The following is a 12,455-nucleotide window of genomic DNA, read 5'->3' as shown; positions in this document are numbered from 1 at the left end:
CGGTCGTGTGCGGTCAGGAGCATGGAGAGAGCGTCATGCCTCGAAGCGGTAGCCCATCCCCGGCTCGGTGATCAGGTAGCGCGGGTGGGCGGGGTCCGCTTCGAGTTTGCGCCTCAGCTGCGCCATGTAGACCCGAAGATAGTTGGTCTTGGTGCCGTACGAGGGGCCCCATACCTCCTGGAGCAGATGCTTCTGCGTGACCAGGCGCCCCGGGTTGCAGACCAGGATCTCCAGCAGATGCCACTCCGTGGGGGTGAGACGTACGTCGCGCCCGTCACGGGTCGCCTTCTTGGCGAGCAGGTCGACGGTGAAGCCGTCCGTGGTGATCATGGTCGTCTCGGGCGCCAGCGGCGCCGCCTCCGTACGACGCACGGCGGCCCGCAGCCGCGCCATGAGTTCGTCCATGCTGAACGGCTTGGTGATGTAGTCGTCGGCGCCCGCGTCGAGGGCTGCGACCTTCTCCTCGGACGCCCGCCGGGCGGACAGGACCAGGACAGGCACCCGGGTCCAGCCACGCAACGCCTTGATCACCTCGACGCCGTCCATGTCGGGCAGCCCCAGGTCGAGCACCACCACGTCGGGCTGGCGCGCGGCGGCCAGCCGGAGCGCGGTGGCACCGTCCGGCGCCGCGTCTACGCCGTAGCGACGAGCCTGCATATTGATCACGAGGGCTCGTACGAGCTGTGGATCGTCCTCCACCACCAGCACCCGGGTCATCGGTGTGCGGCCTTCCTGTCATCGGTGGGGTCAGGGCCTTCGGGACGGCGGCGGGAGCCGACGGGGCCGGGATTCCCGGCCCGCCCGCTCCCAGCCGTCTCTGCTGCCAAGGCCATCAGTTCTTGGCCAGTTCCTTGAGCGCGATGTTGAGTTCGAGGACGTTGACCGTCGGCTCGCCGAGGAATCCGGCCGTGCGGCCCGCGGTGTGGTCCTTCACCAGCTTCCGGACCTGCGCGACGGTCAGACCGTTGTGCTCGGCCACCCGCTTGACCTGGATGTCCGCGTACTCCTTGGAGATGTCCGGGTCGATCGCCGAGGCGGAGCCGGTGACCGCGTCCTTGGGGACCTCGGACTGCGGTACGCCGTTGAAGTCGGCGACCTGTTTCTTGGCCGCCTTGACGTTCTTGACGAGCGTCGGGTCACTGGCGCCGAGCTGGCTGGAGCCGGTGGACAGCGGATCGTAGCCGCTGTTGGAGGGGCGGCCCTGGAACCACTTCGGGTCCGGCTTGTCGGTGCCCTTGATGTTCCAGCTCTGGCCGATCAGCGTCGAGCCGACCTCCTTGCCGTCGACCTTCACGATCGAGCCATTGGCCTTGTCGTGGAAGGCCAGCTGCCCGATACCGGTGACCGCCAGCGGGTAGAGGACGCCGGTCACGACGGTGAGAACCAGCAGCATGCGCAGGGCGGCCCACACCATCCGCGCGCTGTTCGTAACGGAGTTGTTCATGGCCTTCAGCACGCTTTCAAGAAATTACAGCCCGGGGATGAGGGAGATGAGCAGGTCGATGAGCTTGATGCCGATGAAGGGGGCGATCAGACCGCCGAGGCCGTAGATCCCGAGGTTGCGGCGGAGCATCTTGTCGGCGCTGACCGGCCGGTACTGAACTCCGCGCAGGGCGAGCGGGACCAGCGCGATGATGATCAGCGCGTTGAAGATGACCGCGGACAGGATCGCGGAGTCCGGCGAGGACAGGTCCATGATGTTGAGCTTGTCCAGGCCCGGATAGACCGCCGCGAACAGCGCCGGGATGATCGCGAAGTACTTCGCGACGTCGTTGGCGATGGAGAACGTGGTCAACGCGCCCCGGGTGATCAGCAGTTGCTTGCCGATCTCGACGATCTCGATGAGCTTGGTGGGGTTGGAGTCCAGGTCCACCATGTTCCCGGCCTCCTTGGCGGCCGAGGTACCGGTGTTCATGGCCACGCCCACGTCGGCCTGGGCCAGCGCCGGCGCGTCGTTCGTACCGTCACCGGTCATCGCGACGAGCTTTCCGCCGGCCTGCTCGCGCTTGATCAGCGCCATCTTGTCCTCGGGAGTGGCCTCCGCGAGGAAGTCGTCGACGCCCGCCTCGTCCGCGATCGCCTTGGCCGTCAGCGGGTTGTCGCCCGTGATCATGACGGTCTTGATGCCCATGCGGCGCAGCTCGTCGAACCGCTCGCGCATGCCGTCCTTGACGACGTCCTTGAGGTGGATGACGCCCAACACCCGGGCGCCTTCCGTGTCTTCGACGGCCACCAGCAGCGGCGTGCCGCCGGCCTCGGAGATGCGGTTGGAGAGCGCCTCGGCGTCCTCGGAGACCGTGCCGCCCTGCTCCTTGACCCAGGTGATGACCGAACCGGCCGCGCCCTTGCGGATCTTGCGCCCGTCGACGTCCACCCCGGACATCCGGGTCTGGGCGGTGAAGGCGATCCACTCGGCGTGCGCCAGCTCGCCCTGGTGGCGCTCGCGCAGCCCGTACTTCTCCTTCGCCAGTACGACGATGGAGCGGCCCTCGGGTGTCTCGTCGGCCAGCGACGACAGCTGGGCGGCGTCCGCCACCTCGGCCTCCGTCGTCCCGCTCACCGGCACGAACTCCGAGGCCTGGCGGTTGCCGAGGGTGATGGTGCCGGTCTTGTCCAGCAGGAGCGTCGAGACGTCGCCCGCGGCTTCAACTGCCCTGCCGGACATGGCCAGTACGTTCCTCTGCACCAGCCGGTCCATGCCCGCGATGCCGATCGCGGAGAGCAGGGCGCCGATGGTGGTCGGGATGAGGCAGACCAGGAGCGCCACCAGGACGACCATCGTGAGGTGCGTGCCCGCGTAGTTCGCGAATGGCGGCAGGGTCGCCACCGCGAGGAGGAAGACGATGGTCAGAGACGCGAGCAGGATGTTGAGGGCGATCTCGTTCGGGGTCTTCTGCCGTGCCGCGCCCTCGACGAGGTTGATCATGCGGTCGATGAAGGTCTCGCCGGGCTTCGTCGTGATCTTGATGACGATGCGGTCGGAGAGGACCTTCGTGCCGCCGGTGACGGCGCTCCGGTCGCCGCCGGACTCGCGGATGACCGGAGCCGACTCACCGGTGATCGCCGACTCGTCGACGGAGGCCACCCCCTCGACGACGTCACCGTCGCCGGGGATGATGTCGCCCGCCTCGCAGACCACCAGGTCACCGATGGTCAGTTCGGTGCCGGGGACCCGCTCTTCGGTCTTGCCGTCCTTGGTCAGCCGGCGCGCGACCGTGTCGGTTTTGGCCTTGCGCAGGGTGTCCGCCTGCGCCTTGCCGCGCCCCTCGGCGACGGCCTCCGCCAGGTTGGCGAAGATGACCGTCAGCCACAGCCAGGCGCTGATCGCCCAGCCGAACCAGTCGCCCGGGTCCTTGAAGGAGAACACCGTCGTCAGCACCGAGCCGACAAGCACCACGAACATCACGGGCGACTTGACCATCACCCGCGGGTCGAGCTTGCGGCACGCGTCGGGCAGCGACCTCAGCAGCAGCTTGGGGTCGAACAGACCCGCGCCGACACGCCCCTCGGCGGCCTTGTGTCCGGTGGGTACGTCGCTGTGCGGCGCCCGGGTCGAGGTGGCTGTGGACATCGAGTCCTCTTGCTTCTTGGTGTTGGTGGTCATGACGCCAGCCCCTCGGCGAGGGGGCCCAGCGCGAGCGCGGGGAAGAACGTCAGACCAGTGATGATCATGATTGCGCCCACGAGGAGGCCGGTGAACAGCGGCTTCTCGGTGCGCAGGGTGCCCGCGGTGACCGGCACCGGCTTCTGCTCGGCGAGCGAGCCGGCGAGCGCCAGCACGAACACCATCGGCAGGAAGCGCCCGAAGATCATGGCCAGGCCCAGCGTCGTGTTGAAGAACTCCGTATTCGCGCCGAAGCCCGCGAACGCCGAGCCGTTGTTGTTCGAGGCTGACGTGTAGGCGTACAGCACTTCGGAGAAGCCGTGCGCCCCGATGTTGGTCATGGCGTCCTTGCCGTCCGGCAGGGCCATGGCCACCCCGGTGCCGATCAGCACCAGCGCCGGGGTGACGAGGATGTAGCAGGCCGCGAACTTGATCTCGCGGGTGCCGATCTTCTTGCCCAGGTACTCGGGGGTGCGGCCGACCATCAGACCGGCGAGGAACACCGCGATGACCGCCATGATCAGCATGCCGTAGAGGCCGGAGCCGGTGCCGCCGGGCGCGATCTCGCCGAGCATCATGCCCAGCAGCAGCACACCGCCGGACAGGCCGCTGAACGAGTCGTGGAAGGAGTTGACCGACCCTGTCGACGTCATGGTCGTGGAGACCGCGAACAGCGACGACGGCCCCTCGCCGAACCGCTGCTCCTTGCCCTCCATCGCACCGCCCGCGAGCTGCGAGGCGGTACCCGGGTGGGCGTACTCGATCCACGTCACGGCGACGACACCGGCGAACCAGATGATGCCCATCGCGGCCAGGATCGCGTAGCCCTGCTTGACGTTGCCGACCATCTTGCCGAAGGTGCGTGGCAGCGAGAACGGGATCACCAGGAGCAGGAAGATCTCCAGCAGGTTGGTGAAGCCGTTGGGGTTCTCGAAGGGGTGGGCGCTGTTGGCGTTGAAGAAGCCGCCGCCGTTGGTGCCCAGGTCCTTGATGGCTTCCTGGGAGGCGACCGCGCCGGGGCTGATGGCCTGCTTGTCACCGCTGAGGGTGGTGATGGTGTGGATGTCGCCGAAGTTCTGGATGGCGCCGGCGGCGATCAGCAGGATCGCCGCGACCACCGAGACCGGGATCAGGATGCGGACGATGCAACGCACCAGGTCCGCCCAGAAGTTGCCCAGGTCTCCGGTGCGGATGGGGGTCCCCCCGCTCGAGCGAAGCCGAGAGTGGGGGAGGGCGAAGCCGCGGACGAGCGCGATGGCGACGGCGATGCCGACGGCGGCGGAGACGAAGTTCTGCACGGCCAGACCGGCGGTCTGGGTGACGTGGCTCATGGCCACTTCACCCGAGTACGACTGCCAGTTGGTGTTGGAGACGAAGGATGCGGCCGTGTTGAAGGCCTGGTCCGGGCTGATCGGCTTGAAGCCGAGGGACAGCGGCAGCTTGTCCTGCACGCGCTGCATCACGTACAGGAACAGCACGCTCACGGCGGAGAAGACGAGCACGCCGCGCAGGTACGCGGGCCAGCGCATCTCCGCATCCGGGTCGGCACCCACCGAGCGGTAGATCCACTGCTCCATACGCAGGTGCTTCTTCGACTGGAAGACGGCGGCCATGTAGTCGCCGAGGGGACGGTGCACCAGAGCGAGCGCGCCGATCAGCGCGGTCACCATGAGCACATCAGCAAGCACGGGGCTCATGTCTGGGCTCAGAACCTCTCCGGGAAGACGAGGGCGAGGACGAGGTAGCCCAGCAGGGCGACGGCCACGATCAGGCCCACGATGTTTTCGGCGGTCACAGCTTCGTCACCCCCTTGGCGACGAGGGCCACCAGCGCGAACACCGCGATCGTGGCGACGACGAAGGCCACGTCGGCCATCGTGAGCTCCTGGATGAGGTTGGGAATCAATGGATCGGACCGCTACAGGAAACCTGCCTCCCGGCCACGTTCGGCCGCCCTTAACGGCTCCCTTACGGCGGTCCGTACACCCTTGACGCATCCCATACGCCCAGCCCCGCCGACCCGGTCGCGGCATCGTGTGCGCCGTCCAGGGGACACAGTCCGATCCGGACCCAGGCGCCCTGAGCCACGGGGCGGGCCGTCAGGGACGAATCGCCGGCCCGTTAGCGACGCGTCAAGAAACGCGAAAGGGCGCTCTTAAAGGCCTACCGTCGGCGTTATGGGACGCCGTATCGATGGGCACGGGATCGACGGGATCGATGGAGATTCCGGCGAGCGTGCGCTCCCGTCCGAGGGGCTGGTGCGCGACCGTCAATGGGCCGCGGGGCTGTGCAGCGCGATCGCCTGCGCCGGCTTGTTCCTCGGTCTCCTGCTTCTGACGGACGCGGCGGCCGGGACGTTCTCCGTGGCACGCGTCGGCTTGTGGAGCGGGCTCGCGCTGCTGTTGTTCCTCATCCTGATGCCGCCGCGGGTGACCGCCGGTGAGGGGTGGCTGGCTGTACGGGGTCCTTGGCGCACCCATCGGGTACGGACGGATCGCCTGGTGTCCGTACGTACGACGGGGAGCGCAGGCCAGTGCCTGGTCCTGCGGGACGCGCTGGGCGGCCGGGCCGAGTTCGACCCACGCGTCCTGACCGCGAACCCTCTCCTGTGGCATCGCCTCGACACCGACGCGCGCATCTCGGCAAGCCGGGAGTCCCTGTGCCAGGGGCGGGCCGCGCTGGGCCGGTTGTCGGAACGCGTTGACCGCGAAACGGCGTTGGCGATCTTCAAGGTCTCCGGTCTGGAGGAGTAGCCCGGCGGCTCGTCGGCCCGTCCTCGCGGATACGCTGCCCGGCTCCCTCGTCCCCTTTCCCCACCTGCCTCTTTTGCTCCATTTGTACGCATCTCGCGAAATCCTAACGGCCCCTTAACGCCCAACTGGCGGGTCAGCCCTCCCTTCATGACCCCCCTCGCGGCTTACGCTCGCGCACGTGTTCAACATGACCGGTCTGCTCAAGCGCCTGGTGATCGGGCGGGCCATGCGCAGCGAAGAGCTGCACGAGACGCTGCTGCCCAAGCGGCTCGCCCTGCCGATCTTCGCCTCCGACCCGTTGTCGTCGGTGGCGTACGCGACGCAGGAGATCCTGCTGGTGCTCTCGCTCGGCGGGATGGCCTATCTGCACTTCACGCCGTGGATCGCGGCGACGGTCGTGCTGCTGCTGGCCGTGGTGGTGCTCTCCTACCGGCAGGTGGTCAGCGCGTACCCGAGCGGCGGCGGCTCCTACGAGGTCGCGTCGACGAACCTCGGGTCGTCCGCCGGGCTCGTGGTCGCCGCCTCGCTGCTGGTCGACTACGTCATGACGGTGGCCGTCTCGGTCGCCTCCGGCGTCGACAACATCATCTCGGCCGTGCCCGAACTCGCCGACTACCGCGTGCTGATGGCGGTGGGCTTCGTCGCTCTGCTGACCGCCATGAACCTGCGGGGCGTGCGCGAGTCGGGCCGCGCCTTCGCCACGCCCACGTATCTCTTCGTCGGCGGCGTACTGATCATGATCGCGACGGGACTCTTCCGGTATCTGGTCGGGGACGCGCCGGTCGCCGAGTCCGCCAAGTACGGCATCACGGCGGAGCCGGGCGACTCGCACCTGGCCGGTCTCGCCCTGGTGATGCTCGTGCTGCGCGCCTTCTCCCAGGGCTGTACCGCGCTCACCGGGGTGGAGTCGATCTCCAACGGCGTCCCCGCCTTCCGCAAGCCCAAGCCGAAGAACGCGGCGACCACCATGGCCGTCATGGGCGCCATCTCCATCACCATGTTCATCGGCGTCACCGCACTGGCGCTCATCTCCAAGGTCCGCATCACCGAGGACTCCTGCCGCCTGACCGGACTGGACGGAAGCTGCGAGAGCTACACCCAGCGCACCGTCATCGCCCAGATCGCCGCGTCCGTCTTCGGCGGCGAGCACAGCATCGGCTTCTACTTCATCCAGGCCGCCACCGCCCTCATCCTGATCCTGGCCGCGAACACCGCCTTCAACGGCTTCCCGCTGCTGTCCTCGATCCTCGCCCAACACCGCTATCTGCCCCGCCAGTTGCACAACCGGGGCGACCGGCTCGCCTTCTCCAACGGCATCGTGGCCCTGGCGGTCGTCGCCGGACTGCTGCTGTGGGGCTTCCAGGCCAACGTCACCCAGCTCATCCACCTCTACATCCTGGGCGTCTTCACCTCCTTCACGCTCTCCCAGACGGGCATGGTGCGGCACTGGAACCGTGAACTGCGCACCGAACACGACCCGGCGCTGCGCCGCCGCCACAAGACGGCCCGCGTCATCAACGGCACCGGCGCCGTCTTCACTGGTCTGGTCCTGCTGGTCGTGCTGGCCACCAAGTTCACCCAGGGCGCCTGGCTCGCGGTACTCGCCGCTAGCGTGCTCTACGTGATGATGCGCGGTGTCCGCCGCCACTACGACGCCACGACCGCGGAGCTCGCCGTCACCGATCCGCGCGACGAACTCGTCCCGCCCAGCAGGGTGTTCGCGATCGTTCTGGTCTCCACGATCCACAAGCCGACCCTTCGCGCCCTGTCGTACGCGCGCGCCTTCCGCCCCGACCATCTGGAGGCCCTGACGGTCTCGGTCGACCGCGACGAGGCGGCGGACCTGCGCGGACGCTGGGAGGAGTACGGCATTCAGGTCCCCCTGAAGATCCTCGACTCGCCCTACCGTGAGGTGACCCGCCCGGTCGTGGAGTACGTGCGCTCCATCCGCCGCGAGAGCCCGCGCGACGTCGTCGCCGTCTTCATCCCCGAGTACGTCGTCGGCCACTGGTGGGAGAACCTGCTCCACAACCAGTCCGCTCTGTGGCTCAAGAGCCGCCTGCTCTTCACTCCCGGCGTGATGGTGACCAGTGTCCCCTGGCAGCTGACCTCCTCGGCTCGTGCCGACCACCCGGCCGGCCGCGCCCCCGGTTCCGTCCGCCGCGGCGAGCCCCGGAACTCGGCCGGGCGTCCGGACAGTGGGGCCCGCACGCGGTGATCACGGTTGGCGCTCCGTGTGCCACGATCCGCTCTCGGCACGGGGCCGCCGCGTATGTTTCGTGTCAATGACCTGGCCTGCGCTCCTGATGCGTACGACGCTGAACACAGGAACGTTTCAAGCAGATGAGGAGCCCACCGTGCGCGCTCGTGACCTCGCGGTCGGATACGAAACGGTGAGCGTCGACAGCGACGCCATGGACGCGGCCCGGCTGATGGCCGAGCACAAGCTGCCCGGCCTGCTGGTGCTCGACGAGCGCGGCGAGCCGAAGGCGATCCTGCCCGCCTCTCAGATGATCAAGGTGTTGGTTCCCGCCTATGTGGTCGAGGACCCGACGCTCGCCGCGGTCGTCGACGAGAAGCATGCCGACCGGATCTGCCAGGCGCTGGCCGGCCGCCGCGTCGGGGACTGCCTGTCCAGCAAGGCGGCCCCACCGCCGATCGCCGACCCCGACGACACCGCGCTGGAGGTCGCCGCCCTGATGGCACAGGTGCGCAGCCCGCTGGTGGCAGTGGCGGAGAAGTCGAAGGACGGCACGCACCTGCTCGGCGTGATCACCGCCTCGCACCTCCTGCACGAACTCCTTGGCGCTGCGGGGGCGGTCAGCTCCACGTGACCACGGCCCGAGCCCGTCGGGAGGTACGGGCTATTGCATGCCGGAGGCCTGGAGGATTCCGCGGCATTGCTCGCAGTCGATGCGCCGCCCGACCCGTTCCAGCACCGGCATGCCGCACCTCAGCGTTCCACGCTCGAGGGACCGGCGTGCACCCTGATCCAGTTGGTGCCACAGCAGAGGGTTGGCGGCAAGGACACGCGGGTCCAGCACCAGCCGCCCACCCCACGTATCACTCAGAATCAGACGCTGCGCGACCCGATCGGACATCCGCACGGCCGCCAGCCGGTCGGTGCGCACTCGGTGGTAGGTCATGAGTCCGCGTGCGTCGAGTCCGTCGTTCTCCGCACTCACCCGCGGAGGCGTAAGGATGATCAGGAGCAGCACGGCGAGCCCGGCCCACCATCCGGCGCGCCCGACGGTCAGTCGCACCAGCGCCCAGTCGAGCAGCACCAGCATTCCGAAGAGCAGCACCCCACAGTGCACCGCGCTGCGCAACTCGTGCGCCCAGTAACGGTCATGGACCACTCGGACGGCACCCGCGCGGTGAGTACCGCCTCCAGAGGCGCGCCTTTTGCCGCGCCGTCCCATACGGGCCACGTCAGGCATGGCATCGGCTTTTGTCTGCTGCCGGTCTCCGGAAGGAAGCCAGGGGACAAAACTGCCGATTCCATGCAGTGAGCCGCCAAGCAAGGGACCACGGCTGCAACACGCAGTGCCTGGACAACCAGCCAAGGACAGGAACCTGCCAAGGGTCAGCGGCATCAACAGGCTGGCGGAGAGCGATACTTAACGGTATGGATATACGTTCCATACGGGTCTGGTTCGGGGGAGGCAACGTCCGGTGAGCGGTGTCATCAGGGGACTCGCGAAGGTCGAAGTGAAGCTCCGGTGGGATCCCAGCCCCTGGGGCCAACCACCGCGCCATCTCGACATCATCGCCGCGACCTACTCGGCGGACGATCCCCACGGCCGGCCGGCGTACGTCGTTCACTCCGAGAGCCGGTCGCCGGACGGCACCATCAACATGAGCCGGCACAGCGAGACTGGCCAGGGCTTCGGCTTTGTCGAGGTGATGGTCCTGGAGTTGGAACGGCTGGCGTCCTCCTACGCGCGGGTCGTGGTGGGTGTGGCCATCCATCAAGACCGCGGCCCCCGAACCTTCGGCGACATATCGAACGCCGGGGTGCTGATCGTCGAGGGCTACACGGAGTTGGTGGCGGACGACTTCGCACGGGTCGCCGGATCAACCGCCACGACCGTCGCGGAGTTCACGAGGGACGACACCGGAGGGTGGGAACTTCACGAGATGATCCGCGGGTCCGACAGCGCCCCGGCGGCCTTCGCTGCGGAGATGGGCAGCGTCCGGCAGCCCTGACCCGGCCACGACACAGGCGTTCGCGCCGGCTGGAGGTGGAGGAAGAAGGCGGTGTCGAGATGCGCCTGAGATTGGCGTATGGACCGTCGATCAGAGATCCCCGCACACCTTGGCGCGCAGCCTATGGTTCGGATCGGCTGTCTCCCGTACCGGCGCGGCCGGGCCCCGGTCGTGTGGGCGATGCCGCGTCGACGCTCCGGGCGATACCGCGAACCCGGCCCCATGCCCGTACGGTCACGCGGGCGACGACGTAGGCGAGCGTCAGAGAGACGGCAAGGACGGCCACGGCCAGCACGGCGTAGGGAAGTCCGGAGGCCTCGGAGCGGTGCAGCAGCACTGAGCCGGCAAGGCTGAAGATCCAGGCCAGAGCGATCACGAGTGAGGCCGCCGCGGCCACCGGAAGGTCACCCATGCCCAGCGCGTCGGCATCCACATCGGAGTCGAAGCTGTCACGTTCGGCTCGGCCCAGCAGCACCAGCAGCCAGAAGCCGGTGATCACGATGAGCGCGGAGGTGAACGGGACCGTGGGGAAGCCGACAGCCGCGTCGACGATCTCCCGCACCAGGACACCCCATTCGCCCGCGATCGAGGGGAGGAACCCGGTGCCGGCCATTTCCGTAGCCCGGCACCGGACCGGCCCCCCGTTCCTGCCAAGAGCATCGTGGCAGCGGCGGCCAGGCCGCCGCATTGCCATAACCTGGCAATGTTGATGCGCCGTTAATGCCGGACCGTCTCACGTGCCTCGGGTCTGCCACTCTTGTCCATCGTGCGTCAGGAAGACGTCAGCAGCGCATCAGGGACACGGGAGGGCATCGTGACAGGGCGGGAGATACCCGACGAGTATCTGGAGGGGTATGCCCAGATGCTGGCCGACGTGTGCGCGACCGGTCGCCGCCTCAGCCGCAACGAGCTGGAGTCCCTGCGGGCCCGAGGGGAACGCGCCGCCGAAGCAGGGCATGGGCTGCGGGCCCTCGTCCGCCGGCACCTGTCCGCGACCCGCGAGATCTGGCCCACCCTCTCCTCCACGGGATCCGACCGTGTCCTCGCCGCCGTCGAGCAGGCGGTGGACGCGTTCGCCGAAGGGCACGAGCGGGCGCAGAAGCTCGCCGTGCGTCAGGAGGAGGCAGTGCGCCGGGAGTTCATCGACGACCTGCTCTACGGCCGCAGCGACCTGGGCCGCCTCGCCGAACGCGCCGAACGCTTCGGGCTGCTCCTCTCCCGGGCCCACGCCGTCGCCGTGGCCCAGGGCAGCGAGCCGGTCGACGACACCCACCCCGCCACCCGGCAGGTGGAGAGCGCACTGGTCGCCCGGTTCGGGGAGCGCCGCATCCTGCTCACCACGAAGGACGGGCGGCTGATCTGTATCGCGCCCGGTGACCACGATGACGTCCTGACGTTCTTCGCCAAGCAGGCGTACGCGACCGCCGGCGGCGGCCGGGTCGCGATCGGGCGCGTCCATCCCGGCGCCGGGGGCGTCGTCCACTCGTACGAGGAGGCCCTCAACGCCCTCGACCTGGCCGACCGCCTGGAACTCGACCAGCCCGTGCTGCGCGCCGCCGACCTCCTCGTCTACCCCGTGCTCACCCGCGACCGGCAGGCCATGGCCGACCTCGTACACAACACCCTGGGCCCGCTCCAGGCCGCGCGCGGCGGCCCGCAACCGCTCGTCGACACACTGAACGCGTACTTCGACTCGGGATGCGTCGCGGCCGAAGCGGCCCGCCGCCTCAACCTGAGCGTGCGCGCCCTGACCTACCGCCTGGAACGCATCCACAAGCTCACCGGCGCCAACCCGGCCGACTCCGTTCACCGTTACACCCTGCAGACGGCCGTGATCGGCGCCAGACTGCTGGGCTGGCCGGACAACGAGGTGTGACCATCGGCTTGCTG

The 12,455-nt window shown here is 68.5% G+C and carries 12 protein-coding genes; 5 read left to right on the top strand and 7 right to left on the bottom strand.

Annotated elements, in window-relative coordinates:
• Positions 1–33: 33 nt before the first annotated feature.
• The 5 genes from AC5DRG_RS00970 to kdpF all read right to left on the bottom strand — a co-directional run bounded on the left by AC5DRG_RS00970 (position 34) and on the right by kdpF (position 5,399).
• Positions 34–717 carry a response regulator gene (locus AC5DRG_RS00970; protein ID WP_491807386.1) on the bottom strand — a complete coding sequence of 228 codons (684 nt, stop codon included), beginning with the start codon at positions 715–717 and terminating at the stop codon, positions 34–36.
• Between the two features lie 115 nt (positions 718–832).
• Positions 833–1,444, bottom strand: coding sequence for a potassium-transporting ATPase subunit KdpC (gene kdpC / locus AC5DRG_RS00965; RefSeq protein WP_491807385.1), 612 nt, complete (start codon positions 1,442–1,444; stop codon positions 833–835).
• Positions 1,445–1,468: 24 nt separating this feature from the next.
• A complete protein-coding gene (gene kdpB / locus AC5DRG_RS00960) occupies positions 1,469–3,604 on the bottom strand; it encodes a potassium-transporting ATPase subunit KdpB (RefSeq protein ID WP_491807384.1) in 2,136 nt (711 codons plus the stop codon).
• Positions 3,601–5,301 (bottom strand): potassium-transporting ATPase subunit KdpA, encoded by a 1,701-nt coding sequence (gene kdpA / locus AC5DRG_RS00955; RefSeq protein WP_491807383.1) that lies wholly within the window; start codon positions 5,299–5,301, stop codon positions 3,601–3,603. The genes kdpB and kdpA overlap by 4 nt, the downstream gene beginning before the upstream one ends.
• A gap of 8 nt (positions 5,302–5,309) precedes the next feature.
• The gene (kdpF, locus tag AC5DRG_RS00950) at positions 5,310–5,399 is read right to left on the bottom strand and encodes a K(+)-transporting ATPase subunit F (protein ID WP_055544543.1); all 90 of its coding nucleotides are present in this window, start codon (positions 5,397–5,399) and stop codon (positions 5,310–5,312) included.
• Positions 5,400–5,780: 381 nt separating this feature from the next.
• Here kdpF and AC5DRG_RS00945 point away from each other — a divergent pair, with 381 nt between their 5' ends.
• The 3 genes from AC5DRG_RS00945 to AC5DRG_RS00935 all read left to right on the top strand — a co-directional run bounded on the left by AC5DRG_RS00945 (position 5,781) and on the right by AC5DRG_RS00935 (position 9,190).
• Positions 5,781–6,356, top strand: a complete 576-nt coding sequence (locus tag AC5DRG_RS00945; protein WP_491807382.1) for a hypothetical protein — start codon at positions 5,781–5,783, stop codon at positions 6,354–6,356.
• A gap of 187 nt (positions 6,357–6,543) precedes the next feature.
• A complete protein-coding gene (locus AC5DRG_RS00940; protein WP_491813389.1) occupies positions 6,544–8,574 on the top strand; it encodes an APC family permease in 2,031 nt (676 codons plus the stop codon).
• A gap of 139 nt (positions 8,575–8,713) precedes the next feature.
• The gene (locus AC5DRG_RS00935; RefSeq protein ID WP_491807381.1) at positions 8,714–9,190 is read left to right on the top strand and encodes a CBS domain-containing protein; all 477 of its coding nucleotides are present in this window, start codon (positions 8,714–8,716) and stop codon (positions 9,188–9,190) included.
• Positions 9,191–9,220: 30 nt separating this feature from the next.
• Here AC5DRG_RS00935 and AC5DRG_RS00930 read toward each other — a convergent pair whose 3' ends face one another.
• Complete coding sequence (locus AC5DRG_RS00930) at positions 9,221–9,715, bottom strand: hypothetical protein (protein WP_491807380.1); 495 nt, start codon at positions 9,713–9,715, stop codon at positions 9,221–9,223.
• A gap of 292 nt (positions 9,716–10,007) precedes the next feature.
• Here AC5DRG_RS00930 and AC5DRG_RS00925 point away from each other — a divergent pair, with 292 nt between their 5' ends.
• Positions 10,008–10,565, top strand: a complete 558-nt coding sequence (locus AC5DRG_RS00925; RefSeq protein WP_491813388.1) for a TerD family protein — start codon at positions 10,008–10,010, stop codon at positions 10,563–10,565.
• Between the two features lie 121 nt (positions 10,566–10,686).
• On the opposite strand, the gene AC5DRG_RS00920 is transcribed toward AC5DRG_RS00925, so the two are convergent.
• Positions 10,687–11,178 carry a hypothetical protein gene (locus AC5DRG_RS00920; protein ID WP_491807379.1) on the bottom strand — a complete coding sequence of 164 codons (492 nt, stop codon included), beginning with the start codon at positions 11,176–11,178 and terminating at the stop codon, positions 10,687–10,689.
• 249 nt (positions 11,179–11,427) lie between these two features.
• Here AC5DRG_RS00920 and AC5DRG_RS00915 point away from each other — a divergent pair, with 249 nt between their 5' ends.
• Complete coding sequence (locus tag AC5DRG_RS00915) at positions 11,428–12,441, top strand: PucR family transcriptional regulator (RefSeq protein WP_491813387.1); 1,014 nt, start codon at positions 11,428–11,430, stop codon at positions 12,439–12,441.
• Positions 12,442–12,455: the final 14 nt, after the last annotated feature.

It is taken from the genome of Streptomyces sp. JLBG701 (genome assembly GCF_058544905.1).
Note: the sequence above shows the minus strand (reverse complement) of the source record. Positions and strands in the feature narration are given on the sequence as shown.

What these genes read in the sequence shown, in the direction of transcription:
- AC5DRG_RS00940 (WP_491813389.1), top strand. Translation starts at nt 6,544, where the DNA reads ATGACCGGTCTGCTCAAGCGCCTGGTGATCGGGCGGGCCATGCGCAGC.
- AC5DRG_RS00970 (WP_491807386.1), bottom strand. Translation starts at nt 717, where the DNA reads ATGACCCGGGTGCTGGTGGTGGAGGACGATCCACAGCTCGTACGAGCC.
- kdpC (WP_491807385.1), bottom strand. Translation starts at nt 1,444, where the DNA reads ATGAACAACTCCGTTACGAACAGCGCGCGGATGGTGTGGGCCGCCCTG.
- AC5DRG_RS00915 (WP_491813387.1), top strand. Translation starts at nt 11,428, where the DNA reads ATGCTGGCCGACGTGTGCGCGACCGGTCGCCGCCTCAGCCGCAACGAG.
- AC5DRG_RS00920 (WP_491807379.1), bottom strand. Translation starts at nt 11,178, where the DNA reads ATGGCCGGCACCGGGTTCCTCCCCTCGATCGCGGGCGAATGGGGTGTC.
- AC5DRG_RS00945 (WP_491807382.1), top strand. Translation starts at nt 5,781, where the DNA reads ATGGGACGCCGTATCGATGGGCACGGGATCGACGGGATCGATGGAGAT.
- kdpB (WP_491807384.1), bottom strand. Translation starts at nt 3,604, where the DNA reads ATGACCACCAACACCAAGAAGCAAGAGGACTCGATGTCCACAGCCACC.
- kdpA (WP_491807383.1), bottom strand. Translation starts at nt 5,301, where the DNA reads ATGAGCCCCGTGCTTGCTGATGTGCTCATGGTGACCGCGCTGATCGGC.